This window comes from Streptosporangium sp. NPDC049376, assembly GCF_044466505.1.
GTDB lineage: Bacteria > Actinomycetota > Actinomycetes > Streptosporangiales > Streptosporangiaceae > Streptosporangium.
The window spans coordinates 40501-64260 of the sequence record NZ_JBITMT010000019.1 but is presented as its reverse complement, the minus strand read 5'-3'; the positions used below and the strand labels follow the sequence as shown (position 1 = coordinate 64260).

Here is a 23760-nt window from a genome sequence, read left to right as displayed (position 1 = left end):
CCGTGAGGCGGGGTGTCACAGGGCGGGGACGCGGGCGCGGCGGGCCGGGGCCGCCGTCAGGTCGTCCAGAGCCGGGCGCAGCCGGGGAAGCACCCCCTCGCCGAACCAGTAGGCCTCCTCCAGGTGCGGATAGCCGGACAGCACGAACTCCTCGACGCCCAGCGCCGCGTACTCCTCGATCCGTTCGGCCACCTGGGCGTGGCTGCCGACCAGTGCCGTCCCCGCGCCTCCCCTGACCAGGCCGACCCCGGCCCACAGGTTGGGATGGATCTCCAGGTCGCGGGCCGTACCTCCGGCGAAGCCCTCGTGCAGGGCGAGCATCCGCTGCTGGCCGACCGACTCGCTGCGGCCGAGCGCCCGCCTGGCGGCCCTGATGTCCTCCGGGTCGAGCGCGGCCAGCAGCCGCTCGGCCTCCGCCCAGGCCTCCCGCTCGGTGTCCCTGGTGATCACGTGCAGCCGTACGCCGAACCTGAGCGTGCGCCCCCGCTCCTCGGCGAGCCCGCGGATCCACTCGATCTTCCCCGCCACCTGGTCCGGCGGCTCGCCCCAGGTCAGGTAGACGTCCACGTGCCCGGCCGCGACGGGCCCCGCCGCCGACGACGAACCGCCGAAGTAGATCTCCGGGACCGGGTCGGGCACCTCGGCGACGGTCGCCCCCTCGACCTGATAGTGCCTGCCCGCGAAGTCGTACGGCGTGCCGCTCCATGCCCCGCGCACGACCGAGAGGAACTCGCCGGTGCGCTCGTAGCGCTCGTCCTTCGGCAGGTGGTCGCCGAACCTGACCTGTTCCGCCGACTCTCCCCCGGTCACCACGTTGAGCAGCAGCCTGCCACGGGAAAGGCGCTGGTAGGTCGCGGCCATCTGCGCGGCCAGTGTGGGCGACAGCAGGCCGGGACGGAAGGCGACCAGGAACTTCAGCCGTTCGGTCTCCCGGGTCAGCGCGGCCGTGACCAGCCAGGCGTCCTCGCACCAGGAACCGGTCGGGGTCAGTACGGCCTCGAACCCGAGCTGTTCCGCCGAGCGGGCGATCTGGGCGAGGTACTCGATGTCCGGCGGGCGGAAGGCCGCGCTTTCCGGGCGGCCATGGCCTCTGCCGAGACCGTGCCCGCCGCCGGTGAGGACCCGGCTGTCGCCCGCGGTCGGCAGGAACCAGTGGAACTTCACGGGGTCTCCTCCACGGTCACGCAGGCGGGGTTTCGCCCATCGTCGGCCACATAACCCACAAAGTCAATCGGTAATAGGGGTTATGCGTGGAACCGGAGCCGATGTCGTTCGTTGATAGGTTCAGGATTTCGTCGATTTACGCGAAAGTGGAGGAAGGGCACAGTGGACGTCGAACAGACGGCGCTGCCGGGGATAGGGCTACGGCACGAGTTCACCACACGGGCAGGCCGGCGCATCGGAGTCGTCTCCCACCGCACGGGCCGCCGCGACCTGGTGATCTACGACCCCGCCGATCCGGACCGGGCCTGCGAGACCGTGAAGCTGAACGACGAGGAGGCCGACGCGCTGGTCGAGTTGCTCGGCGCCCCGCGCATCGTGCAGCGCCTCAACGCCCTGCACCGGGAGGTCGAGGGCCTGGTCAGCCTGCAGCTGCCGATCTCGCCGGGCACGCCGTACGCGGGAAGGCCGATGGGCGACGCCCGGGTCCGCACCCGCACCGGCGCCTCCATCGTCGCCGTGGTCCGCGCGGGCCAGGTGTTCGCCAGCCCCGGCCCCGACTTCACGCTCGACGGCGGGGACGTGGTGGTCGTGGTCGGCAGCCCGGAGAGCACGTCCGCGGTCTCCGAGATCCTGGCCCACGGTTAGGGCAGCGGGTGCACACAGCGATCCTTCTGCTTGAGCTCGGCGCCGTCCTGCTCGGACTGGGCGTCCTGGGCGCGCTGGCACTGCGTGTCGGCATCTCCCCCATCCCCCTGTACCTGCTGGCCGGTCTCGCCTTCGGCACCGGCGGCATCATCCCCCTGGCGACCAGCGAGGAGTTCATCTCCGTCGGCGCGGAGCTGGGCGTCATCCTCCTGTTGCTCACCCTCGGCCTGGAGTACAACGCCGACGAACTCGTGACCAGCCTGAAGGGCAACGCGCGCGCCGGGTTCGTCGACCTGGCGCTCAACGCGGCGCCCGGCGCGATCGCGGCGCTGCTGCTCGGCTGGGGCCCGGTCGCCGCCGTGGCGATGGCCGGGGTCACCTACGCCACCTCCTCGGGCATCACCGCCAAGGTCCTTTCCGACCTGGGATGGATCGGCAACAGGGAGACGCCGGTGGTGCTCTCCCTGCTGGTGTTCGAGGACCTGACCATGGCGATCTACCTGCCGATCCTCACCGCGCTGCTGGCCGGGCTGAGCTTCATCGGCGGCGCGGTCACCGTGGCGATCGCGCTCGGCACGGTGAGCGTCGTACTGCTGATCGCGCTGCGCTTCGGCCGGTTCATCGAGAGCTTCGTGGCCAGCCCCAACTCGGAGGTGCTGCTGCTGAAGGTGGTCGGGCTGGCACTGCTGGTCGCCGGGGTCGCCCAGCAGCTGCAGGTCTCCGCCGCCGTCGGAGCCTTCCTGGTCGGCATCGCGCTGTCCGGGAAGCTGGCCGAGGACACCCACGCGCTGCTGACACCGCTGCGCGACCTGTTCGCCGCGGTGTTCTTCGTCTTCTTCGGCCTGCAGACCGACCCGACCAAGATCGCCCCGGTCGCCGGGCTGGCCGCGCTGCTCGCCCTGGTCAGCATGGTCACCAAGCTGCTCACCGGCGCGTACGCCGCCCGCAGGGCCGGGATCGCCAAGACGGGCCAGGCCCGGGCGGGCATCGCGCTCATCCCGAGAGGCGAGTTCAACATCGTGATCGCCGGACTCGCCGTCGCGGCCGGGGTGCACCCCGACCTCGGCCCGCTGGCCGCCGCCTACGTCCTCATCCTCGCCGCGTTCGGCCCGCTGGCCGCTCGCCTGGTCCAGCCCCTCATCACCGCCGTCGCCAGCCGCACCTGACCCTGAAACCCTGAAACAGGGTACGGCCACGCCACACGGCGCGGCCGTACCCTGTTTCATTCGTCACGAAATTCCACCCGACAACCCCGTTATCAGGGTTTAAGGATAAATGGCAGCATTTATCCGGGTATCACCCTTAAATGGGTAGGACAATACCCCGGATTAGGGGGTGTTCTTCTCGGCCGAATACGAGATGATCTGCCCAAGCGTTCAGCGGAACCGAAAGGTCCGCCTGAATCGGGGATTCATCGAACGGCCGAGGAGAGGATTTCCCGAGGTGTCGCTAGGAAGACGCAACGCGATGGCGCTGGGTGCCGGGGCGATCGCACTGGCCGCGACGGGCGGCGCCGTACCCCCGGCGTCCGCGGCGGAGACCGGGCAGGCGGAGCGGGGACCGGCGGTCCCCTCGGACGCGGAGCTGGCGCGTTCCCTGCCCGGCGGCTTCACCAGCCGGCACGCCGAGGTGAACGGCGTCCGGCTGCACTACGTGTCAGGAGGCAGCGGGGAGCCGCTGGTCCTGCTGCCCGGCTGGCCGCAGACCTGGTGGGAGTACCGCAAGGTCATGCCCGCGCTCGCCGCCCGCTACCGGGTCATCGTCGTGGACCTGCGCGGCATGGGGGGTTCCGGCAAACCCGCCTCCGGATACGACAAGAAGACCATGGCGCGGGACGTGCGCGAGCTGGTGCGCGCGCTCGGCCACGACAGGGTGAACATCGCCGGGCACGACGTCGGCGCCATGATCGCCTTCAGCTTCGCCGTGAACCACCCCGAGGCGACCCGGAGACTGGCGCTGCTCGACGTCACCCACCCCGACGACTCCTACTACGAGTTCCGCATGCTGCCCCAGCCGGGGCAGGCATTCTTTCCCTGGTGGTTCGCGTTCAACCAGGTTCAGGGACTGCCCGAGCAGCTCGTCTCCGGCAGGTCCCGATATCTCGTCGACTGGATATTCGACCACCTCCTGGTGGACAAGTCGGCGATCGGCGACCGTGACCGCGCCGTGTACGCCAAGGCCTATTCCTCTCCCGACGCCGTTCGCGGCGGAAACAGCTGGTATCAGGCGTTCGGCCAGGACATCGAGGACCACCGGACGTACGGGAAGGTGACGGCGCCGACGCTCGGGCTGGCGCACAGCGCCTTCCACCCCCACATGAACCAGGTGCTGCCCACCCAGGCGACCGACGTCCGCGTCGCCGAGCTGACCGGGACGGGCCACTACTTCGTCGAGGAACGGCCCGCCGCGGTCATCGGACATCTGACGGGCTTCTTCGGCTGAGGCCGGGCGGCGGGCGCCCCGCCGGTTCCCTCGCGGACCCGGCGGGGTCGCATCGTCAGCCGCCGGACGCCGCCCACTCCTCGGCCAGAAGCTCGTAGGAACGCACCCGGTCGGCGTGGTCGTGGGTGATGGTGGTCACGAGCAGTTCGTCGGCGCCGGTGACGTCGCGCAGGACACGCAGCCGCTCGGCGACGGTCCGCGGCGAGCCGACGAACTGCGTCGTGACCCGGTCCGCGACCAGGGCACGGTCCTCCTGCGTCCACTCGTGGGCCGCGGCCTGCTCGGGCGTCGGGAACGGCATCGCCCCGTCGCCCCTGCGGATGCCGCGCACCCACAGCCCGTACGGCGAGGCCAGCTCACGGGCCGTCTCGTCGTCCTCGGCGACGACCACGTCCGCGGAGACGACCAGACGCGGCGCGGGCAGGGCACGGGACGGTTTGAACGCCTCCCGGTAGGCCTGCACCGCCTCCAGCACGTTGGACGGGCTGACGTGGTAGTTGGCCGCGAACGGCAGACCCCTTTCCCCGGCGACCTGGGCGCTCTGGCCGCCGCTGCTGCCCAGGATCCACAGCTCGACCCCCGCCCCCTCCCCCGGTACGGCGTGCGCGGCCAGGCCGTCCTCCGAGCGGTAGGTCCCGGCGATGAGGGCCGCGATGTCGTCCACCTGGTCGGCGAAGTCCGGGCTCCGCGCCCCCGGCTGCTGCAGCAGCGAGGACTGCAGCGCGAAGACCGGGGAGGTGGCCAGGGCCGCGAAGGAGAACGGTTCCGGGATGAGCAGCCCGTCCACGAGGCGGGCAGGCCGCGACGGGGCGGGCGGCCTGCCCGCCTCGGCCAGGAGTTCTGTCCTGCGCTGCCCGGAACGGCCGAGTCCGAGGTCGATCCGGCCCGGGTACAGCGCGTCGATCAGGCCGAACTGCTCGACCACGGCCAGCGCCGTCTGGTGACCGAGCTGCACGGCCCCTGAGCCGACCCTGATCGTGCTGGTCGCCGCGGCCACCAGGGCGATGAGCACGGCGGGCGCCGCGCTTGCCACTCCCGGGGCGAAGTGGTGCTCGGCCAGCCAGTAACGCCGGTAGCCGAACTCCTCGGCGCGCCTGGCCAGGTCCACGGTGTTGCGGAGGGCGTCGGCGACCGTGCCTCCTGAGGTGACGGGGGACAGGTCGAGGATGGACAGCGAGGTCATGACTGCCTTTCGTGCCGGCTCTCGTGCTGGTTCTCGTGCCCGGGGAAGGACCTGCTGGGGATCTCCCTGCGCAGCACGGGGGCCACGTCGCTCTGGAAGAGCTCAAGGCTGGCCCGGTGCTGTTCGTCCGTCAGACCGTCGGCGTCGGCGGACAGGTGCATGACCTCGTGCCCGAGCCGTTCGTGGTAGCGGTGGACCTTGTCGATGATCTGCTGGGGGCTGCCGACCAGGATGGAACTGCGCTCCACGGCGTCCTCGATCGTGCGGAAGACCGGGTCGACCCCGGCCTTCTCGAACAGGGCCAGCCTGGCGTCGAAGATCGGCCGGTAGGTCTCGACCGCCTCCTGGGAGTTCTTCGCCACGTAGAGACCCGCGCTGCCCGCCCCGACGAGGGCGTCGGCGGGGTCGTGACCGTGGAACTCCCACCGCTCCCGGTAGTGGCGGACCAGTTCGGCGTACGGCTCGACGGGGTTGGTGACGTTGGCGGAGAAGAGCGGGTCACCGTACAGGGCGGCCAGCTCGACCGACTCCTTGCTGGTCGCGCTGCCGTGCCAGACGCGGATGGGCCGTTGCAGCGGGCGCGGCCACGTCTCGGCCTCCTCCAGCGGCGGCCGGAAGGTGCCCGACCAGGTCACCTTGTCCTCCCGCCACAGGCGGCGGAACAGCTCGTAGCCCTCGCGGTTGCGTTCCCACTGGTCCTCGGGGGTGACGTGGAAGAGCTTGGCCTGCGCGGCGCCGTTCCCCTTACCGATGATCAGTTCGAGGCGCCCGTCCGACAGGTGGTCGAGCGTCGAGTAGTCCTCGAAGGCCCTGACCGGGTCGAGCAGGCTCAGCGTGGTGACCGCGGTGAACAGCCTGATCCTGGACGTCCGCGCGGCGATGTGGCTCAGCACGACCGGCGGGGAGGAGGAGATGAACGGGCGCTCGTGCCGTTCGCCGACGCCGAAGCCGTCGAAACCGAGTTCCTCGGCCAGGACGGCGTTGTCCACGACCTCACGCAGGCGCGCGTTGGTCGGCTTCAGCTCACCGGTGACCGGGTGGGGACCGTGGACGATCAGCGTGATGGCGAGGAACCTCACGCTCCGCCCTCCAGCCCGAGGTGCCCGCGCAGGGTGGTCGTGCGGTACTCGGTACGCAGCACGCCGCGTTCCTGCAGCAACGGGACGACCTCGTCGACGAAGCCGTCCAGCCCGGTCGGCGTGAGGTGCGGCACCAGGATGAAGCCGTCGGCGGCGTCCTGCTGCACGAACGCGTTGATCTGCTCGGCGACCGTGGCGGGCGAGCCGATGAAGGACTGCCTGCCGGTGACCTCGATGATCAGGTCACGGATGCCGAGCCGTTTCTCCTCGGCCAGTGCCCGCCACCGCGCGGCCGTCTCCAGCGGGTCCCTGGTCAGCCGGGTGCGGCCCCTGCTGATGGTCTCCTCGGAGACGAGCGGGTCGATCTCCGGCAGCGGCCCCTCCGGGTCGTACGACGACAGGTCGCGGTTCCAGACCTGTTCCAGCAGCAGGATCGCGGTCTGCGGGCTGACCTGCTGGCGCCGGATGTGGTCGGCGTTCTCCTGGGCCTCGGCGTCGGTGTCGCCGAGCGCGAACGTGACCCCCGGCAGGACCTTCAGCGAGTCGGGCGACCTGCCGTTGGCGACGACCCTGGCCTTGACGTCGCGGTAGAAGGCCTTGCCGTCCTCAAGGGTGCCGTGCCTGGAGAAGATGGCGTCGGCGTGGGCCGCGGCGAACTCCCTGCCTTCGCCGGAGTCCCCCGCCTGGATGGTCAGCGGGTGCCCCTGCGGGGCACGCGGCACGTTGAACCGGCCCTCGATGTCGAAGAACTCGCCGTGGTGGGCGAACTCGCCCGCGTTCGCCGAGGAGAAGAACCCGGTCGCGGGGTCGGCGACGAGGTCCTCGGCCGTCCAGGAGTCCCACAGCTCGCGCACGGTCCGCACGAACTCCGCGGCCCGCGCGTAGCGCTCGGAGTGGTCCAGGTAACCGCCCCTGCGGAAGTTCTCCCCCGTGAAGGCGTCGGAGGAGGTGACCACGTTCCACGCGGCCCTTCCGCCGGACAGGTGGTCGAGGGTGGCGAGCTTTCTGGCGAGTTCGTAGGGCTCGTTGAAGGTGGCGTTGATCGTCCCGGCCAGGCCCAGGTGGTCGGTGACCGCGGCCAGACCGGCGAGCACGGTGAGCGAGTCGGGACGGCCGACCACGTCGAGATCGTGGATCCTGCCGCGCTGCTCGCGCAGCCGCTGGCCGTCGGCGAGGAAGAAGAAGTCGAACCGGCCGCGCTCGGCGGTGCGCGCGAGATGGACGAAGGAGGAGAAGTCGATCTGACTGCCCGCCGCTGGATCGCTCCAGACCGTCTGGTTGTTCACCCCCGGGAAGTGGGCGGCGAGGATGACCTGCTTCATCGGCTGCTCCCTGCGTAGCGGCTGGCGGGACGGTCGAGCCCGAGGTGACCGCGGAGCGTGGCCGCCTCGTACCCGTCGCGGAACGCGCCGCGGCGGCGCAGTTCCGGCACCAGGGCGCGGGTGATCGCGTTCAGGTCCGTCGGCAGTACGGCGGGGCGCAGCCGGTAGCCCTCAAGGCCGGCCTCGCGCCAGTCGAACAGGAGGTCGGCGAGTTGCTCCGGGGTTCCGGCGAAGATCGCGGCGTCCGAGACGTACTCGGAGCCGTCGAGCTCGTCCAGCCTGGCCCTGCGGTCCTTGGCCGCCTGGGGGGTCTCGCCCAGGAAGACGACCAGGTCGGCGAAGACCTTCGGCTGGACGCCGCCGATCTCGCGGATCTCCGCCACGATGGCGCGCGCCTGGTCGCCGTCGTGCGGCGTGATGTACTCGACGTCCACCCCGCGCGCGGCGAACTCGTACGGCAGCCGCGAGTGGGCCAGCGCGGTGACCGGCGGCTGTCCCTGCGGCGGTCGCGGGACGATCGAGGGTCCCCTGACGCTGAAGTGGGGCCCCTCGTAGTCGACGTAGTGGAGCTTGTCGCGGTCGACGAAGCGGCCGGTCCCGACGTCGCGGATCACCGCGTCGTCCTCCCAGCTGTCCCAGAGGCGGCGCACGACCTCCACGACGTCCCCGGCCTCGCCGAACAGCTCGTGGTAGATGGCGTGGTCCTCAAGCGCGACGGCCTGCGCGGGCCCGAGCTCCGGGACGTCGCGGCGGCCGAAGTGGGCGGCCTCGGTGCGCCTGCCCGACAGCTGCACCCGCCATCCGGCCCTGCCGCCGCTGACGTAATCGAGGGTGGCCAGGGAACTGGCGACGTGGAAGGGCTCGGTGTGGGTGGTCGTGGCCGTGGGCACCAGCCCGATGCTCCGGCTCAGCGGGGCGATCCGCGACGCCAGCAGGACGGCGTCGAAACGGCCCCGCACCTGGTCGGTACGGCCGTCGGGGCCGTCGAGGCGGGTGGTCTGCAGGGCGAGGGTGTCCTCGATGGTGACGAAGTCGAGTAGTCCTCGTTCGGCTTCGGCCACGAGCCCGGCCCAGTAGGCGGCGGTGAACAGTTCTTTCGGAGAGGCGGCTGGATCGCGCCAGGCCGCCGGATGCCATCCCGCGCCGTCCAGCGCGACGGCGAGATGGAGATGATCTGCCGACATGTCATGACGATAACACCAAAACCAGTAATTCCTACAGGTTTAGTTGCATTTAGGGTGGGAGATAACCCCCAGGCTGGCGAGGTCTCCCGAGACCGCCCGGGAAGAGCGGTGATCTGGTAGGCATGTGCGGGTGAGACGCCCCCTGACGATCGTCGCGACCGCCCTGCTCCTGCTGAGCCTCGCCTCCCCCGCCTCGGCGGCACCCGCCCAGCCGGACGTGCCGGCCGGGGTGCGCGCCGGCTACGTCGTCCTCGACCGGAAGACAGGCCGCGTCACCGTCCAGCACGACGCGCACCGGAGGTTCCGCTCCGCGTCGGTGGTGAAGATCCTGATCGCGATCGACTATCTGGAGTCGCACCGCGACGTCCCCCGGCGCGACCTCGCGCTGCTGGGCAGGATGCTGCGGGTCAGCGACGACGCCGCGGCCACCTCCTTCTGGACCAGGGGCGGCCGGGGCCGGATCGTCGAGCGGGCGGCGCGCAGGCTCGGGCTGACCGACACCGCTCCCCCGCCCGCCGACAAGCCGGGATTCTGGGGCTACACCTCGCTCAGCGCGATGGACGTCGTCCGCGCCTACCGCTATCTCCTCGACCGCGCCGCCCCGAGGGTCCGAGACATCGTCCTCGGGCACCTGCGCGCCGCCGAGCAGTGCGGCTCCGACGGCTTCGACCAGTACTTCGGCATCCCCCGCGCGGTGCCCCGGCCCTGGGCGGTCAAGCAGGGCTGGTCGGGGTACGGCTCGACGCCCCCGGTCCGGTGCGCCAAGACCGCCCCCGCCTCGGGCGGTGCCGTACCCGCCACCTGGAGGACCGCCTCGCTCCCTGCCCGTCCCGCGGCCGTCACGGTCCCCGACCTGGGGCATCCGGTGCTGCACACCACCGGTCTCGTCGGCCCGGAGGAGCGCTGGATCATGGTGCTGCTCACCGCCCACCCCTCGACGGCCACCTGGAGCCGCTCGACCGCGCAGACCACCACCCTGGCCAGGCGGATCTACCTCGCCGGGGCCAGGACCGGAGCCAGGTGAGGCCGCGGGCCGGATGAGACGGCGGGGCCACGGTGCGGCCGTGCCCTGCCGGGCTGGTCAGGGCAGTGAGGCGGGCAGTCCGAACCTCCCGAGGTGGCCTGGGCCGACGAAGGAGGTGATCTCCTCGATCCGGTCGTCACGCAGGGTCAGCACGTCGATCGACCAGCCGAGGTGTGCCCCCGCCTCCTCGTCCCACAGGTAACCGGCCACACCGAGCTGGCCGTTCGCCCCGACCGGCAGATGCCGCCAGCTTCCGCACGAGGTCAGCGGCAGCCGCACGGCGAAGTCCATGACGGCCTCGACGCCTCGGTACCAGTGCGCCATGGGCGGCATCGACCAGGTGACGTCCTCGGTGAGCAACGCGACCAGGGCGTCGGCGTCACCGCGTTCCAGCGCGGCGGAGTATCCCGCGACGATCTCCCGCACCCGGGCGTCGCCGATCCGGCGCAGCGTCCGCTGCTGGGTGACGGCGGGGACCCGCTCCGCGACGACCCGGCGGGCCCGCGCCAGGGCGGAGTTCACCGAGGCGGTGGAGGTGTTCATCGTCTCGGCGATCTCGGCGGCGGAGAATCCGAGCACCTCGAACAGCAGCAGCGCCGCCCGCTGGTTGCCCGGCAGGTGCTGCAGGGCGGCGACGAAGGCGAGTTCGACGGCCTCGCGCCGCTCGTAACGCCCGGCGGGTCCCTCGGGGAGGTCCGCGTCGGGGTAGGGGCCGAGCCAGGCGATGTCGGTGCGCGGGACGTCCCCGGTGACGGCCCGATCGCTCGACGGGCCGAGGTCGACGGGCAGGGCCCGCCTGCCACGGGCCTCGACGATGTCCAGGCAGGTCCGAGTGGCCACGGTGTAGAGCCAGGAGCGCAGCGAACCACGTCCCTCGAAGCGCACCAGCCCCCGCCAGGCGCGCAGCAGGGCGTCCTGGAGCGCGTCGTCGGCGTCGTGGGAGGAACCGAGCATCCGGTAGCAGTGCGCGTGCAGCTCACCGCGCAACGGCCGTACGAGGCGGGTGAACGCGGCGTCGTCTCCACCGCGCGCCCGCGCCAGGTCGGGGTCGCTGGCGGATGTCTCCTTTTGTCCGGAAAAAACTTCCCTCACAGACGACGATTCTGCCCCACCGCCGGAGTCTCCTTCTTCGACCGAAAACCTCAGGCCCGCATCACGGGAGATCCGATGAACCGCACGACGACCGTCACCACCGGGACCCTCAGGGTCTCCGACGCCACGCTGCACTACGAGGTACGGGGCGAGGGGCCCCTGGTGGCGCTTGTCGGCGCCCCGATGGACGCCACGTTCTTCGCGCCGCTGGCGGACCTGCTCGCCGCCGACCACACCGTGCTCACCACCGACCCCCGGGGGCTCAACCGCAGTGTCCTGGACACCCCCGAGCAGGACTCGACCCCCGGGCTGCGCGCCGACGACCTCTCCCTGCTCCTGGAGCACCTCGGCCGGGGCCCGGCCGCGGTCTTCGGTTCGAGCGGCGGCGCCGTCACCGCGCTGGCGCTCGCCGTCGCCCACCCCGAGCGGGCGCACACCGTGATCGCGCACGAGGCCCCGCTGAACCACGTGCTCGACGACCCCGCCGGGCGGGACGCCGCGGTCGAGGACATCATCGCCACCTACGCCTCGGGCGACGTCGGAGGAGCCTGGGTCAAGTTCCTGGTCAACGCCAACATCCCGCCGGCCCCTGATGAGGGGTCCGGCGCGCCCGCCGAGCGCGACCCGCGGCAGGTGGCCGACGAGCGTTTCTGGTTCCTGCACGAGATGCGGGAGACCACCCGCTGGCGGCCCGACATCGCGGCCCTGCGCGACGGGCCGGTCCGCGTCGTGGTCGGCGTCGGGCAGGACTCGGCGGGTCAGTTCTGCGACCTCACCTCGGCCGCGCTCGCCACGGCGCTCGGCACGGAGCCGACGGTCTTCCCCGGTGGCCACATCGCCTTCGTCGACGACCCGGCGGGGTTCGCCCCCCGGCTGCGTGAGGTCCTGAACGGAGGCTGAGACGGGAGCGCGGCGGTTTCCCGGGAACGCGGGCCCCGGGAAACCGCCGGTCGGCTCAGAGGGTCGTCAGCGGGTTCTCCGACGGTTCCGCCGGGCGCGCGTCCCCACGGTCCCTGACCCGGGTGCGGGCCGAGACGGTTTCGAGCGCCCACGCCCCCGGCCCCACGATCGCGATCAGCAGGAACGCCCACGCGTAGAGGGCCGACAGCTCACCGCCGTTCTGGATCGGCCACAGGGCCTGCGGCTGGTGGACGACGAAGTACGCGTAGGCCATCTCCCCCGAACAGATCAACGCCGCGATCCGGGTGCCGAGCCCGGCCATGACGAGAACCCCTCCGAGGAGTTCGACGACACCCGCGTACCACCCAGGCCATGAGCCGAAGGGCAGCGCCCCACCGCCGAGAACCCCGAAGAGCTTGGCGGCCCCGTTGCAGGTGAAGAGCAGTCCGACGACAAGACGGAACAGGGCGAAGACGTACGGCCTGGCCGATTCGATGAACTTCACGGCCCCTCCTCTTCTTCCACCCCGAGCCGGGGCACGGGGCGGAACGGAAACGACGACACCGATGGGCGCCGGAGGGTACGCCCGGCCCGGCCGTCCTCTCCCCACGGTTCTCCCAGGCCGGTACGGCAGGCGGGACAGGACGGTCCGGCAGGTCTTCTGCTCATGATCCCCGACCCATGCCATAAAAACACCCCATTTCGGACATATCACCTATAAAGGACGTGGGGTGGATGGTGAATTGTCCGTGTGGGATCAGCCCACTCTGTCGTCGCGCTCCAGCGCCTCGTGCCCCGTGGACACATCCTCCGGCCGGGCGGGGGCCCGATCACCGGCCTCGTCGAACGGCGCGCCCCCGGACAGCACCAGCGCGGCGCGCGCCCTGTCGAACCCTCCGGTCCACGCCCCCACCAGGACGGCGGCCACCGCATTGCCCGTGAAGTTGGTCAGCGCGCGGGCCTCCGACATGAAACGGTCGACGCCGACGAGCAGCCCGACCCCGTCGGCCAGGTCGGGACGATGCGCCCGCAGCCCGCCCGCGAGGGTCGCCAGGCCCGCCCCGGTGACCCCGGCCGCCCCCTTGGAGGCCACGAGCATGAACACCAGCAGCGACACCTGCTCTCCCGCAGGAAGGGAGACGCCGGTGGCGCCCGCGACGAACAGGGTGGCCATCGTCAGATAGACGGCCGTGCCGTCCAGGTTGAACGAGTAACCGGTCGGCACCGTGACCCCGGCCACGGCGCGGCTCACCCCGAGGTGCTCCAGCTTGGCGATCAGGCGGGGCAGCGCGGTCTCCGAGGAGGAGGTGGACAGCACCAGCAGCAGTTCCCCGCCGAGATAGCGCAGCAGCGACAGCAGGCCGATCCTGGTGACCAGCCACAGCAGCGGCCCCAGTACGGCCAGCACGAAAAGCAGGCAGGTCGCGTAGAAGCAGGCCACCACGGCGGCGAGACTCCCGAGCGCGGCCACGCCGGTCGCGCCGACGACGGCGGCCGTCGCGCCGAGGGCCCCGGCGGGGGCGGCCCACATGATCATGGAGAGGACGCGCAGCACGAGCGCGTGCAGGTGCCCGGCGACGGCCAGCGTTACCGCCCCGCGCTCTCCCATGGCCTGCAGGGCGAAACCGGTGAGCAGCGCGACCAGCAGAACCTGCAGCACCCGCCCCTCGGTGAACGCGGAGACCGGGGTGTCCGGGATGATCCCGAGCAGGAAGGTCGTCAGGTCCTCCGCCTCCGTCGCGGGCGCGGCGGCCGGGTGCGCTCCCCCGGCCAGGCGCAGGCCCCGGCCCGGGTTGACCAGGTTGCCCGCGGCCAGCCCGAAGGCCAGCGCGACAACCGACATGACGAGGAAGTAGGCGAGCGCCAGTCCACCGATCCGGCCGACCCTGGCGGTACCCGCGACCGACCCCACACCGAGCACTACGCCGAGGAACACGACGGGGCCGATCATCATCTTGACCAGCGCGACGAAGGCGGTGCCCAGCGGGGCGAGCGCCCTGGCCGCCTCCGGGGCCACCAGCCCCACGACGGCGCCGGCGGCCGTCGCCAGGAGAACGGCGGCGTAAAGGTGACGGGTCCGATCGCGCGACATGGGCGCCCTGCCTCCGGTTACCTCGGCGGAAACTCCAGCCGGGTAACCATGAGAGCGCATCCGGTGACCGTCGGTCACCGTTACGCGTTTTCCCACCCGTCTCGCGTCCCGCCGCACGGCCGTACGGAGAGGTCGTGGGACGCCGGGTCCGAGCCCTCCCCTTCCGCCGAGAACGCTCCGCGGAGGGGGTGAACCGGTGTCTCGATCAGCTGTGGTTGTCCTGGGACACCCGAGGGGCGTCGATGATCACGTCGGAGAAGATGTCGACCACCAGGGCGATCACGCCGCCGACCGCGATGATCCCGGCGCCCACCCAGAACAGGGTCCAGTTGGGGCCCAGGCACAGGGCCACACCGCCGACGGTGAACCCGATCAGAATGACGATCACCGCAAGCCAAGACTTGGGGCTTCCTCCGTGGCTTCCAGCCATGAGCCTTTCTCCTGTTCCTCTCCGTGGATCAGTGAGGCGCGTCGTTCGCGGCGGCGATCACACGGGTCAGCGACCGGTGGAGCTCCTGCAGCTCCTCCAGGGGCATACCCAGGCGTTCGACCACGGACGACGGGATCCTCTCAGCTTCGCTCCTCAGTTCCCGGCCCCTCCGGCTGAGTGTGACCAGCAGGACGCGCTCGTCCTGGCTGTCCCGCTGCCGCCGGACGTAACCGATCGCCTCAAGACGCTTGAGGAGCGGTGACAGCGTACCGGGGTCGAGTCTCAGTAGCTTGCTCAGCTCCTTCACCGACAGCGGCGCGTGCTCCCACAGGGCCAGCATCACCAGATACTGGGGGTGGGTCAGCCCCATCGGCTGCAGCAGCGGCCGGTACACACCGTTGACGGCACGCGAGGCCACGGCGAGGGCGAAACACACCTGCCGGTCCAGGCTTAGGACATCGGTCACATCGGTCACGACACCTCCCGACCCTCACAGTACGATAGTTGGTGCACAAATCATTGTTGTGCCAACCGCCGGTGGGCGACGAGAGGAAGTCCCATGTTTCACGGCAAGACGATCGAGGAACGCATCGCCGAGCGTCAGGCCGGGCGCCCCGCCCTCCGGGAGGGTAAGCACTTCGAGCACGGGCCCGCGAGGTTCGTCTTCCTCTTCGTCATCGTGTTCGTCGTGGTCGGTCATCTCCTGGGCCTGCTGGTGCTGATGGCCATGGGGGTGCACTGAGCCGGGACGGCCGCCGTGAGAGGATGATGATCCCGCTCGGCCAGATCCAGGAGGTCCGTATGTCCGACGTCACGCCGGGTCCCGAGGGGTCCGAAAGCGCCGACGACGAGCTCAGGCGCAGGTTCCGCGAGGCTCTGGAGCGCAAGAAGTCCGCCCAGGGGGACGCGGCCTCGGGCGGCAGGGGCAAGGGGGCGTCGAAGATCCACGGCGCCCACGGCCCCGTCTCGGGGAAGCGTTCCTTCCGCCGCAAGAGCGGCTGAACCGGTTCGTCAGATCAGGCCGTGATCGCGTGCGTGGAGAGCGGCCTGGGTCCGGTCGCGCAGACCGAGCCTGCCGAGGATTCGTGAGATGTGGTTCTTGACCGTTCCCTCGCTCAGGAACAGGCGGGAGGCGATCTCCCTGTTGGTCGCGCCGACCGCGACGAGACGCAGCACCTCGACCTCACGGCCGGTCAGCGCGGCCGCTTCCCCACCCGCCCCCGTCTTCACCGCTGTGGGCACCTCCCTCGCGCACGCCAGCGTGGACGCCAACCGTCTGGCGACGGAGGAGTCGAGCTGGGTGACGCCGGCGCCGGCCAGCCGGACGGCACCGGCGAGGTCGGCGGCGGGCAGATCCTTCAGGAGATAGCCCGCCGCGCCCGCCGCTAGCGCCCGCACAACGTACTCCTCGTCGTCGAAGGTGGTCAGCATGACGACGCGGCAGCGGGGCATCCGCTGACGCAGGACCGCCACCGCCTCGACGCCGTCGGCCACGGGCATCCTGACGTCCATCAGGACCACGTCCGGCGCGAGTTCCAGGGCTCGGCGGACCGCCTCCTGACCGTCTCTCGCGGTCCCGACCACGGTCAGGCCGGGTTGGATGCCGAGCAGGGAGGCGATCCCCTCACGGACCAGTTCCTGGTCGTCGACCACGAGCACCCGTACGGTTCCACCGGCTTCCCCGTTCCCCAGGTCGTCGTGACTCATCCGACGGTCTCCACGCGCCGGGGAATCGTCACGGTGACCACCGTTCCCGTTCCCTGGCCGCTCCTGACGTCGAACGCCCCGCCGAGGAGGCGGGCACGCTCCCGCATGCCGAGCAGGCCGAACCCGTCCCGCCCCGCCGACGGGGAGAAACCCTCTCCGTCGTCGGTGACGACAAGCCGTGCCGACGACTCGCCGAACGTCACCGAGATCGACACGCGGTCCGCGTCGCCGTGCCTGCGGGCGTTGGTCAGACACTCCTGTGCGGCCCGGTAGAGGGCGGCGAGCTCCGCGGCGCCGTAGCCGTCCTCCTGGCCGGTGAGTTCGAGGGTGACCACCGGACGCCCGCCGTCGTCGTAGCCCGCCAGCTCGGCGAGAGCCTCCGACAGCGAGAAGTGCCGCGTCTGCGCGCGTGCCGCCCGCACCGCCCCGCGCACCTCCTCAAGGGCGCGTCTGGCCGCCCGGCGGGCGTCGGCGAGGGCCCGGTCGGCTGCGGCGCCGTCCAGGTCGCGGAAGGCGGACGCCTTCTCCAACTGGATGGAGATCACGGTCAGGTGGTGGCCGAGGCTGTCGTGGATGTCCCTGGCCAGCCGGGTCCGTTCCATCGCGGTGGACAACTCGGCGACCTGACCGGCGTAGGCCGTGAGCAGACGGTGGGACTCCTCAAGCTCCCTCAAGGTGAGCTCAAGCCGTGCCCTTCCTGCCCGCTCGCCCACGGCGACCTCGGCCGTCGAGACGACGAGGACCAGTCCGAGGGCGAACATGAGCAGGTCCGAGATGTACTCCGCCCGCGTGTACCAGCCAGGGGCGGTCAACGTGAACGCCGTGACCAGCACCCCGAGGCACGCCAGCCCCAGCGTGACACCCGCTCTGCGCCCGAAGGCGAAGTACGCCGTGAACGGCACCAGCAGGAACAGGGCGCGGGAGAGCCCGGAGCCGTCGAAGAGCGTGACCAGGGCGAACAGTCCCAGGCGTACGGCGAGCAGCGCGAGCGCCGACCTGGCGGGCTGCCTGGCGTCGAGGCGGTGCCGTCCGGTGACGTCGAGAACGAGCAGCGCGACGAGACCGCCGGCGAAGACGGCCGTCCGCGCCGGCTCGCCCTGCCCCGCCCCGGCCACGTCGTAGTAGACGCCGCCGGCGAGCACCGAGACGTAGAGCGTGGACGACACCCACGGCACAGGCCAGGCGAACCCGCTCCCCCGCCGTCCCGCGCGGACATGCCCGCCCGTCACAGGCGCGGCCCGCGAAGGAGCCATCACGCACCTCCGAACGATCACGATGCGGCCGGACAGGGGCCGTCTCCGGCAGCGTACGCCGCCACCGGGCATCCGTCCCCCGGCCGTCCTCGCATTGGCCGTCCGGCACGTGCCGGACGGCACCGGTGCGTCCGCGAACCATGACCTCCGGACGCGTTCACCGGTACCCACGGCACTTCCGCGCCGGATCGCGCCGTTCCTACGGTCGTCTCGTCCGCAGAGCCGTCCCGTACATCGTCCGGGCGTCGTCGGTCCACGCGGAAAACCCGTCGGCTCACCCGAAAAGGAGCTCTTCACATGTCCATCTCCTGGTTGCTGCGCTTCGGCGCGATCTGCGGGATGCTGACCGGCCTCTCCCTCGGCATACCGGGGGCGATCGAGCCCTTCACCGGCGAGACACCCGCGACGAGCTTCGTCGCGGGGATCGGAGCCGCCTTCGCCGCCCCGGCGGTCACCGCGTTCCACCTGCGGCAGTGTGCCGTGGCCGGGCGGCTGGGGGCGATCGCGTACGCGGTGAACGTCGTGGGTCTCGGGCTGTTCGCCGGCGTCGCGTTCTCGCTGAACCTGGTGGTCTTCTTCCTTGACGAGAGCACGGCCGCCCTGGTGCTGGAGGGGCCAGCCAGGCCGGCGTTGCTCGGCTCCATCGTCGTGTTCGTCACCGGGGTCGCCCTGTTCGGCCTCTCGATGCTCAGAGCCCGGGTGCTGCCCTGGCCCGCCGCCGCGGGCTACGGGTTCTTCCTGCCGCTGCTCGCCGTACTGGCGCCGCTGCCCGACACACTGCTTACCGGCGTGGTCCACCTGCTGGGCTGCGCGTCACTGACGTGGCTGTCGGCGGCGACGTGGGCGGGTGCCGCGAGGACCGAGTGACGGCCTCTCCGGGGCCCCGGCGGCTTCCGCCTTCCGAGGTGATCGGGACGCCGATGGGTAATATGGTTTACGGCCTATGTCGAGGAACATCAGGCTTAGCGAGCGTAAGCCCTTTTTGTGGGCTCTTGCCGTCGGCATCTCGGCCACGCTCGCGATCGGGAGCGGCGCCGTGCTGACCGGTCACCCCGTCCCGGACCGCGACGAGCCCGCCCCTCCCCTGGCGGACGGAGCGGCGGCCCCGGAGGCGACCCCTGTCCCGTCCCCGACCCCCACGCCTCCCCCCACGCCGACCGAGTCCGCGCGCCGTACGGATCCCGAGCGGACGTTCCTGCTGGCCAACGGACGCCGCCAGCCCGCGCGGGTCTCCGTGCCCGCCTCGGCCGGGGGCCGCTACCGCGTCGTCGCGAGTGAGGCCGCCCCGCCCCCGCCGCCCCGAGGACGCCGGGCGGGCAAGGTGATCCGGTACGTCGTCGAGGTCGAGCGCGGGCTGCCCTTCGACGGACAGGAGTTCGCCGACGAGGTGCACCGCGTTCTCAACGACCGCAGGAGCTGGGGGTTCCGGTTCCAGCGGGTACGGCGCGGCCCGGCACGGATCAGGGTCTCGCTGTCCAGCCCCGCGATGACCGACCGCATGTGCAGGCCGTTGATCACCTTCGGCGCGCTGTCGTGCTGGAACCACGGGCGCGCGGTCATCAACGCCAGGCGCTGGAACGCGGGCGCGCGGGGCTACGGCCGTGACGTCGCCTCCTACCGCGAGTACGTCGTCAACCACGAGGTCGGACACGGGCTCGGCCACGGGCACGCGCGCTGCCCGGGGCCGGGCAGGCGGGCCCCGGTGATGCTCCAGCAGACCAAGTCCCTGTACGGCTGCCGCCCCAACGCCTGGCCCTCCCCGGGGCGCTGAGGCTCAGCCCACCGCGGCGAACCGTTCCGCGCAGTGGGCCCGCAACTCGCCGACCAGGTCGCGGACGACGGCGGAGCCGAGCATCTCCGAGGTGGCGACGTAGCCGACGTGCCGCATCGGCGGGTCCTCGCCGAGCTTCTCCATCGCGACCTTCGGCGGCGCGTCCACGAGGGTCAGCCTCGGCACGATGGCGGCGCCGAGGCCGTAGCCCACCATGGAGACCACGACGCCGTCGTCCTCGACCTGGATGTCGCCCGGCGGGATCCAGGCCTGCCTGGCCAGCCACAGCCTGGTCTCGGCCGAGCAGTTCTCGTGCCAGTCGATCATCGGCAGGCTGCGCGGGCAGGGGTGCCCGGCGGGATAGGCCAGCACGTACGGCTCGGCGAACAGGTCACGGCCGACCAGCCCGTCGACCCGGGAGGGAAGCGTGGCGATGCCGAGATCGGCCCGGCCGTCCAGCACCTCCCCGGCGATGCCCCTGCCGAGCTCCGGCACGATGCGGACGTCGACCGTGACCTTCGGGTAGCGCCTGGCGAAGCGCGCGAGCACGATGGGCAGCAGGTGGAAGGCCGCGCTGCGGAAGGCCGCGACCCTGATGGTCCCGGTCGTCTCCCCCGCGGAGGCCGCGTGCGTCTCCGCCTTCATGACGTCCATGAGCCGCAGGATGCGCCGGGCGTGTCCGACGGCCGCCGCCCCCGCCGCCGTCGGCCGTGCTCCGTTGCGCCCGCGCCGGAACAGCACCGTGCCCATCTTGCGTTCGGCGGCCCTCACGGCATGGGAGACCGCGGACTGGGTGAGACCGAGCTCGACCGCGGCCGCGGAGAAACCGTGCCGGCTCTCGACGGCGACCAGAACGCGCAGTTCACTTGGCGTCAGATCCTCGTTGGTCACGTCGCAGACGTTATATGAAGGCCTCTCATGGAAAAAACGATCTCATGAACCCGGGCCCCTGGTTCCCGTTCGTGGCGCTTCCTACGCTGACCGGCACAACCAACCGACGAACCAGAGGACATTCATGCGCGCCATCCAGATCACCCGGCTCGGCGGTCCCGAGACGCTGGTCGAGTCCGAGGTGCCCGACCCGGTTCCCGGCCCGGACGAGATCCTGGTGGACGTCGAGGCCGCGGGGGTGAACTACGCCGACGCCGAGCGGATCGCCGGGACCTACCTCTCCCCTGACCTGCCGTTCATCCCCGGCAGCGAGGTCGTGGGACGGACCTCGGACGGCCGCCGTGTCATGGGCCTGGCCAGGCAGGCCTACGCGAGCAAGGCCCTGATCAAGCTGGATGACGTCGTCGACCTGCCCGAGGAGGCCGTCGCGGGCGAGGCCGTCGCGGGCGAGGCCCTCGCGCTGCTGGTGCAGGGCCTGACCGCCTGGCACCTGCTGGGCACGGCGGCGCGGGTCCGCAAGGGCGAGAGCGTCGTGGTGAACTCGGCCGCCGGCGGCGTCGGCCACCTCGCGGTCCAGCTCGCCAGGGAACTGGGCGCGGGCAGGGTGATCGCGACCGCCTCAACCCCGGAGAAGCGCGAACTGGCGCTGAGCCTGGGCGCGGACGCGGCCGTCGACGGTTCGGCCGAGGGTTACGCGGAGCGGGTGATCGAGGCCAACCTGGGTGAGCGCGCCGACGTGATCCTGGACGCGGTCGGCGGTGAGGTCTTCGACGCCGCGCTCGGCGCGGTCGCCGAGTTCGGCCGCCTGATCAGCTACGGCACCGCCTCGCACCGGGACCCGAGCCCGGTCGACGTCGGCCGCCTGCTGGAGGCCAACATCTCGGTCGCGGGCTTCTGGATCCGGCCGGTGCTCGCCAGGCCGGGGGGCTACCAGGCGCAGCTCAGCGAACTGCTCGAACTCACCGGGACCCGCCGCATCCGGCCGATCGCGGGCGGCGAGTACGCGCTCTCCGACGCCAGGACGGCGATCGAGGACCTTCTGGCCCGCCGTACGACGGGGAAGATCGTCCTGCGCCCCTGAGGGCCCCGGGCGTGACCGCCGCCCACGGAGCGGGTGGCGGTCGCGTACCCAGGGAGGCCGATTCGGACGCTCCGGACACCTCCCCCTAAGGTGGGGCGCAGGAATGCGCCTACGAAGGGCAGGGGACAAATCTGATGCTGCACGAACGACTGTCGTCGATCTACGAGAACGTGCTCCGGCGTAACCCGGGCGAGATCGAGTTCCACCAGGCCGTCCGTGAGGTCCTGGAGAGCATCGGCCCGGTGCTCGGCAAGCACCCCGAGTACGCCGATTCGAAGATCATCGAGCGGATCTGCGAGCCGGAGCGGCAGATCATCTTCCGGGTCCCGTGGGAGGACGACCGGGGCGAGGTCCACATCAACCGGGGCTTCCGGGTCGAGTTCAACAGCGCCCTCGGCCCCTACAAGGGCGGGCTGCGCTTCCACCCGTCCGTCTACCTCGGCATCGTCAAGTTCCTCGGCTTCGAGCAGATCTTCAAGAACAGCCTGACCGGCCTGCCGATCGGCGGCGGCAAGGGCGGCTCCGACTTCGACCCCAAGGGCCGCTCCGAGCGCGAGATCATGCGCTTCTGCCAGAGCTTCATGACGGAGCTGTACCGCCACATCGGTGAGTACACCGACGTGCCCGCCGGTGACATCGGCGTCGGCGGACGCGAGGTCGGCTACCTGTTCGGCCAGTACAAGCGCATCACCAACCGCTACGAGTCCGGCGTCATCACCGGCAAGGGACTCAGCTACGGCGGCGCGCAGGTGCGCACCGAGGCCACCGGGTACGGCTGCGCCTTCTTCGTCGACGAGATGCTGAAGGCCCGTGGCACGTCGTTCGACGGCAAGCGCGTCGTGGTCTCCGGGTCCGGCAACGTCGCCGTCTACACGATCGAGAAGATCCGGCAGCTCGGCGGCGTCGTGGTCGCCTGCTCCGACTCCTCCGGCTACGTCGTCGACGAGAAGGGCATCGACCTCGACCTGCTCAAGCAGGTCAAGCAGGTCGAGCGCCAGCGGATGAACGTCTACGCCGAGCGCAGGGGTTCCCAGGCCGTCTTCGTCTCCGGCAGGAGCATCTGGGAGGTGCCCTGCGAGGTGGCGATGCCCTCGGCGACCCAGAACGAGATCACCGGCCGCGACGCCGGGCTGCTCGTCGGCAACGGCTGCGTCGCCGTCGGCGAGGGCGCCAACATGCCCACCACGCCGGAGGGCATCCGCATCTTCCAGGAGGCGGGCGTCGCCTTCGGCCCGGGCAAGGCCGCCAACGCGGGCGGGGTCGCGACCAGCGCCCTCGAAATGCAGCAGAACGCCAGCCGCGACTCGTGGACCTTCGAGTTCTCCGAGAACCGCCTGCAGCAGATCATGCGGGACATCCACTCCCGCTGCCTGAACACCGCCGCCGAGTACGGCATGCCGGGCGACTACGTGGCCGGCGCCAACATCGACGGGTTCAAGAGGGTCGCGGACGCGATGCTCTCCCTCGGCCTGATCTGACGATCCCCCACCTGGCCGATCCACCTGGCCGCCTTGACCGGCTGTTCTGACAACGGCGTCCGACAGCCTGGTCGGTGCCGACGAGACCCGCCCCTCACATCCGGTCCAGCGTTCGACCCCGCGAGGAGACGGCATGGCACCCAGATCCACCCTGATCGTGATCTACACCCCCGCTCTGGAGGCCTGTCGCGCCTTCTACGCCTCCCTCGGACTCGAACTCCGGGGTGAACGGCACGGGACGGGGCCGGCGCACTACGCCGCGGTGCTCGACGACGGGACCGTCTTCGAGATCTATCCGTCGTCACCGCGTCGCACGACCGGCGCGCTGCGCCTCGGGTTCACCGTCGATCCCGGCCTGACCCTGGACGGCACCGCGCTCACCCCCGGCCGTCACCTGTTCCACGACCCGGACGGCAGGACGGTCGAGGTGCGCGTCCCCCCGGTCTGAACGCCGCCTAACGCGTGCGGGCGCGCCACCCGGGCCTGCGCAGCAGGTCACGACGCTCCAGGAGATAGGTGAGCTTCGTGGCGGCCGTGCGCACCGCCTCCTCGTGACGGTGCCGCCGCTCCGGGACGACCTCGCTCCAGCGTTCGAGCGCGCGGGCCATCTCGTCGGCGACCTCGCCGATCACCCGGTGGCGGGTGCCGAAGGCGTACAGGTCGCCGTGGACCTCCTCGACCGTGTCCTCCTCGACCCCGCGGACCAGCGGCCTGATCCTCCTGAGGATGTCGGCGTCCATGGCCGTGGTGACCGGCGCGCGTCTGGCGTCTCCCTCGGGGACCATGACGAGCGCCCTGATCCTCGCCACCGCCAGCGCCCGCTCCGGCTCCGGGGTCGAGGGGTGCCCGGCGAGGTCGAGCAGGCGCCTGAGGGTCTCCTGTGTCTTGTCGTCGAACATGGAAGACCCGTTCCGTCCTTCTCGTCCTGATGGCCCGCCGTTCAGGCGCGGTCACATGCTATTCGACGGGGCGCCGGCCCGGCGTACGGCAAAGAACGCCCAGATCTCCTCCTTTCCGGCGAG

Annotated in this window: 26 protein-coding genes; 12 read left to right on the top strand and 14 right to left on the bottom strand. The window is 71.2% G+C overall.

The genetic code is table 11. The features are described 5' to 3' along the window. Nucleotides 1-15: 15 nt before the first annotated feature. Complete coding sequence (locus ACIBVQ_RS32940) at nucleotides 16-1164, bottom strand: LLM class flavin-dependent oxidoreductase (RefSeq protein ID WP_399182263.1); 1149 nt, start codon at nucleotides 1162-1164, stop codon at nucleotides 16-18. Between the two features lie 162 nt (nucleotides 1165-1326). Here ACIBVQ_RS32940 and ACIBVQ_RS32935 point away from each other — a divergent pair, with 162 nt between their 5' ends. The 3 genes from ACIBVQ_RS32935 (at nucleotide 1327) to ACIBVQ_RS32925 (ending at nucleotide 4251) form a co-directional block, all read left to right on the top strand. Further along, a complete protein-coding gene (locus ACIBVQ_RS32935) occupies nucleotides 1327-1809 on the top strand; it encodes a cation:proton antiporter regulatory subunit (RefSeq protein WP_352013019.1) in 483 nt (160 codons plus the stop codon). An 8-nt stretch (nucleotides 1810-1817) separates the two neighbouring features. Then, nucleotides 1818-2975, top strand: a complete 1158-nt coding sequence (locus ACIBVQ_RS32930) for a cation:proton antiporter (RefSeq protein ID WP_399182261.1) — start codon at nucleotides 1818-1820, stop codon at nucleotides 2973-2975. A gap of 277 nt (nucleotides 2976-3252) precedes the next feature. Further along, on the top strand, nucleotides 3253-4251 hold the full coding sequence (locus ACIBVQ_RS32925; protein ID WP_352013021.1) for an alpha/beta hydrolase: 999 nt from the start codon (nucleotides 3253-3255) through the stop codon (nucleotides 4249-4251). Between the two features lie 55 nt (nucleotides 4252-4306). On the opposite strand, the gene ACIBVQ_RS32920 is transcribed toward ACIBVQ_RS32925, so the two are convergent. Genes ACIBVQ_RS32920 through ACIBVQ_RS32905 form a run of 4 tightly spaced genes read right to left on the bottom strand, consistent with a single transcriptional unit; the run spans nucleotide 4307 to nucleotide 9019 of the window. Further along, entirely contained in the window at nucleotides 4307-5434 is a 1128-nt protein-coding gene (locus tag ACIBVQ_RS32920; protein ID WP_362777527.1) for an LLM class flavin-dependent oxidoreductase, read from the bottom strand. Continuing rightward, on the bottom strand, nucleotides 5431-6513 hold the full coding sequence (locus tag ACIBVQ_RS32915; RefSeq protein ID WP_399182259.1) for an LLM class flavin-dependent oxidoreductase: 1083 nt from the start codon (nucleotides 6511-6513) through the stop codon (nucleotides 5431-5433). Before ACIBVQ_RS32915 ends, ACIBVQ_RS32920 begins: the two co-directional genes overlap by 4 nt. Beyond that, nucleotides 6510-7835: an NtaA/DmoA family FMN-dependent monooxygenase gene (locus ACIBVQ_RS32910; RefSeq protein ID WP_362915769.1), complete on the bottom strand. Its 1326-nt coding sequence runs from the start codon at nucleotides 7833-7835 to the stop codon at nucleotides 6510-6512. The genes ACIBVQ_RS32915 and ACIBVQ_RS32910 overlap by 4 nt, the downstream gene beginning before the upstream one ends. Beyond that, nucleotides 7832-9019 (bottom strand): LLM class flavin-dependent oxidoreductase, encoded by a 1188-nt coding sequence (locus ACIBVQ_RS32905; RefSeq protein WP_399182256.1) that lies wholly within the window; start codon nucleotides 9017-9019, stop codon nucleotides 7832-7834. Before ACIBVQ_RS32905 ends, ACIBVQ_RS32910 begins: the two co-directional genes overlap by 4 nt. Before the next feature lie 130 nt (nucleotides 9020-9149). Between ACIBVQ_RS32905 and ACIBVQ_RS32900 the strand changes: the two genes are divergently transcribed. After that, nucleotides 9150-10043 (top strand): hypothetical protein, encoded by an 894-nt coding sequence (locus tag ACIBVQ_RS32900; RefSeq protein ID WP_399182254.1) that lies wholly within the window; start codon nucleotides 9150-9152, stop codon nucleotides 10041-10043. 57 nt (nucleotides 10044-10100) lie between these two features. Here ACIBVQ_RS32900 and ACIBVQ_RS32895 read toward each other — a convergent pair whose 3' ends face one another. After that, entirely contained in the window at nucleotides 10101-11135 is a 1035-nt protein-coding gene (locus ACIBVQ_RS32895; protein ID WP_399182252.1) for a sigma-70 family RNA polymerase sigma factor, read from the bottom strand. Between the two features lie 75 nt (nucleotides 11136-11210). Between ACIBVQ_RS32895 and ACIBVQ_RS32890 the strand changes: the two genes are divergently transcribed. Beyond that, a complete protein-coding gene (locus ACIBVQ_RS32890; RefSeq protein ID WP_399182250.1) occupies nucleotides 11211-12035 on the top strand; it encodes an alpha/beta fold hydrolase in 825 nt (274 codons plus the stop codon). Between the two features lie 55 nt (nucleotides 12036-12090). On the opposite strand, the gene ACIBVQ_RS32885 is transcribed toward ACIBVQ_RS32890, so the two are convergent. The 4 genes from ACIBVQ_RS32885 to ACIBVQ_RS32870 form a co-directional block, all read right to left on the bottom strand. Next, nucleotides 12091-12540, bottom strand: a complete 450-nt coding sequence (locus ACIBVQ_RS32885) for a DoxX family protein (protein ID WP_362777514.1) — start codon at nucleotides 12538-12540, stop codon at nucleotides 12091-12093. 252 nt (nucleotides 12541-12792) lie between these two features. Continuing rightward, the gene (locus ACIBVQ_RS32880; RefSeq protein WP_399182247.1) at nucleotides 12793-14127 is read right to left on the bottom strand and encodes a cation:dicarboxylate symporter family transporter; all 1335 of its coding nucleotides are present in this window, start codon (nucleotides 14125-14127) and stop codon (nucleotides 12793-12795) included. A 205-nt stretch (nucleotides 14128-14332) separates the two neighbouring features. Then, on the bottom strand, nucleotides 14333-14557 hold the full coding sequence (locus tag ACIBVQ_RS32875; RefSeq protein ID WP_352013031.1) for an HGxxPAAW family protein: 225 nt from the start codon (nucleotides 14555-14557) through the stop codon (nucleotides 14333-14335). Nucleotides 14558-14585: 28 nt separating this feature from the next. Continuing rightward, nucleotides 14586-15032, bottom strand: a complete 447-nt coding sequence (locus ACIBVQ_RS32870; protein ID WP_352013032.1) for a MarR family transcriptional regulator — start codon at nucleotides 15030-15032, stop codon at nucleotides 14586-14588. An 84-nt stretch (nucleotides 15033-15116) separates the two neighbouring features. On the opposite strand from ACIBVQ_RS32870, the gene ACIBVQ_RS32865 reads away from it, so the two are divergent. Next, entirely contained in the window at nucleotides 15117-15299 is a 183-nt protein-coding gene (locus ACIBVQ_RS32865) for a hypothetical protein (protein ID WP_352013033.1), read from the top strand. A 59-nt stretch (nucleotides 15300-15358) separates the two neighbouring features. Beyond that, complete coding sequence (locus tag ACIBVQ_RS32860; RefSeq protein ID WP_352013034.1) at nucleotides 15359-15559, top strand: DUF5302 domain-containing protein; 201 nt, start codon at nucleotides 15359-15361, stop codon at nucleotides 15557-15559. A gap of 9 nt (nucleotides 15560-15568) precedes the next feature. On the opposite strand, the gene ACIBVQ_RS32855 is transcribed toward ACIBVQ_RS32860, so the two are convergent. After that, nucleotides 15569-16264, bottom strand: coding sequence for a response regulator transcription factor (locus ACIBVQ_RS32855; RefSeq protein WP_352013035.1), 696 nt, complete (start codon nucleotides 16262-16264; stop codon nucleotides 15569-15571). Continuing rightward, nucleotides 16261-17430 (bottom strand): sensor histidine kinase, encoded by a 1170-nt coding sequence (locus ACIBVQ_RS32850; RefSeq protein ID WP_399182244.1) that lies wholly within the window; start codon nucleotides 17428-17430, stop codon nucleotides 16261-16263. Before ACIBVQ_RS32850 ends, ACIBVQ_RS32855 begins: the two co-directional genes overlap by 4 nt. Nucleotides 17431-17814: 384 nt before the next feature. Here ACIBVQ_RS32850 and ACIBVQ_RS32845 point away from each other — a divergent pair, with 384 nt between their 5' ends. Together ACIBVQ_RS32845 and ACIBVQ_RS32840 are read left to right on the top strand one after the other, a co-directional pair. Then, a complete protein-coding gene (locus ACIBVQ_RS32845; protein ID WP_399182242.1) occupies nucleotides 17815-18384 on the top strand; it encodes a hypothetical protein in 570 nt (189 codons plus the stop codon). Between the two features lie 169 nt (nucleotides 18385-18553). After that, nucleotides 18554-19288 (top strand): DUF3152 domain-containing protein, encoded by a 735-nt coding sequence (locus ACIBVQ_RS32840; protein WP_399182240.1) that lies wholly within the window; start codon nucleotides 18554-18556, stop codon nucleotides 19286-19288. 3 nt (nucleotides 19289-19291) lie between these two features. Here the strand turns inward: ACIBVQ_RS32840 and ACIBVQ_RS32835 are convergent, their stop codons facing one another. Further along, entirely contained in the window at nucleotides 19292-20179 is an 888-nt protein-coding gene (locus tag ACIBVQ_RS32835; RefSeq protein ID WP_352013039.1) for a LysR family transcriptional regulator, read from the bottom strand. A 124-nt stretch (nucleotides 20180-20303) separates the two neighbouring features. On the opposite strand from ACIBVQ_RS32835, the gene ACIBVQ_RS32830 reads away from it, so the two are divergent. The 3 genes from ACIBVQ_RS32830 (at nucleotide 20304) to ACIBVQ_RS32820 (ending at nucleotide 23186) form a co-directional block, all read left to right on the top strand. Beyond that, nucleotides 20304-21260: a zinc-binding alcohol dehydrogenase family protein gene (locus tag ACIBVQ_RS32830; RefSeq protein WP_399182238.1), complete on the top strand. Its 957-nt coding sequence runs from the start codon at nucleotides 20304-20306 to the stop codon at nucleotides 21258-21260. Nucleotides 21261-21394: 134 nt separating this feature from the next. After that, nucleotides 21395-22738 (top strand): NADP-specific glutamate dehydrogenase, encoded by a 1344-nt coding sequence (gene gdhA / locus ACIBVQ_RS32825; RefSeq protein WP_399182236.1) that lies wholly within the window; start codon nucleotides 21395-21397, stop codon nucleotides 22736-22738. A gap of 133 nt (nucleotides 22739-22871) precedes the next feature. After that, a complete protein-coding gene (locus ACIBVQ_RS32820; protein WP_362915795.1) occupies nucleotides 22872-23186 on the top strand; it encodes a glyoxalase/bleomycin resistance/dioxygenase family protein in 315 nt (104 codons plus the stop codon). Between the two features lie 7 nt (nucleotides 23187-23193). On the opposite strand, the gene ACIBVQ_RS32815 is transcribed toward ACIBVQ_RS32820, so the two are convergent. Beyond that, a complete protein-coding gene (locus tag ACIBVQ_RS32815) occupies nucleotides 23194-23637 on the bottom strand; it encodes a hypothetical protein (RefSeq protein WP_352013043.1) in 444 nt (147 codons plus the stop codon). Nucleotides 23638-23760 lie beyond the last annotated feature (123 nt).

Excerpts from the sequence above, each read along its gene's own strand:
- ACIBVQ_RS32920 (WP_362777527.1), bottom strand. The coding sequence starts at position 5,434 with ATGACCTCGCTGTCCATCCTCGACCTGTCCCCCGTCACCTCAGGAGGC.
- ACIBVQ_RS32910 (WP_362915769.1), bottom strand. The coding sequence starts at position 7,835 with ATGAAGCAGGTCATCCTCGCCGCCCACTTCCCGGGGGTGAACAACCAG.
- ACIBVQ_RS32905 (WP_399182256.1), bottom strand. The coding sequence starts at position 9,019 with ATGTCGGCAGATCATCTCCATCTCGCCGTCGCGCTGGACGGCGCGGGA.
- ACIBVQ_RS32890 (WP_399182250.1), top strand. The coding sequence starts at position 11,211 with ATGAACCGCACGACGACCGTCACCACCGGGACCCTCAGGGTCTCCGAC.
- ACIBVQ_RS32880 (WP_399182247.1), bottom strand. The coding sequence starts at position 14,127 with ATGTCGCGCGATCGGACCCGTCACCTTTACGCCGCCGTTCTCCTGGCG.
- ACIBVQ_RS32875 (WP_352013031.1), bottom strand. The coding sequence starts at position 14,557 with ATGGCTGGAAGCCACGGAGGAAGCCCCAAGTCTTGGCTTGCGGTGATC.
- ACIBVQ_RS32865 (WP_352013033.1), top strand. The coding sequence starts at position 15,117 with ATGTTTCACGGCAAGACGATCGAGGAACGCATCGCCGAGCGTCAGGCC.
- ACIBVQ_RS32860 (WP_352013034.1), top strand. The coding sequence starts at position 15,359 with ATGTCCGACGTCACGCCGGGTCCCGAGGGGTCCGAAAGCGCCGACGAC.
- ACIBVQ_RS32855 (WP_352013035.1), bottom strand. The coding sequence starts at position 16,264 with ATGAGTCACGACGACCTGGGGAACGGGGAAGCCGGTGGAACCGTACGG.
- ACIBVQ_RS32845 (WP_399182242.1), top strand. The coding sequence starts at position 17,815 with ATGTCCATCTCCTGGTTGCTGCGCTTCGGCGCGATCTGCGGGATGCTG.
- ACIBVQ_RS32830 (WP_399182238.1), top strand. The coding sequence starts at position 20,304 with ATGCGCGCCATCCAGATCACCCGGCTCGGCGGTCCCGAGACGCTGGTC.
- gdhA (WP_399182236.1), top strand. The coding sequence starts at position 21,395 with ATGCTGCACGAACGACTGTCGTCGATCTACGAGAACGTGCTCCGGCGT.
- ACIBVQ_RS32820 (WP_362915795.1), top strand. The coding sequence starts at position 22,872 with ATGGCACCCAGATCCACCCTGATCGTGATCTACACCCCCGCTCTGGAG.
- ACIBVQ_RS32815 (WP_352013043.1), bottom strand. The coding sequence starts at position 23,637 with ATGTTCGACGACAAGACACAGGAGACCCTCAGGCGCCTGCTCGACCTC.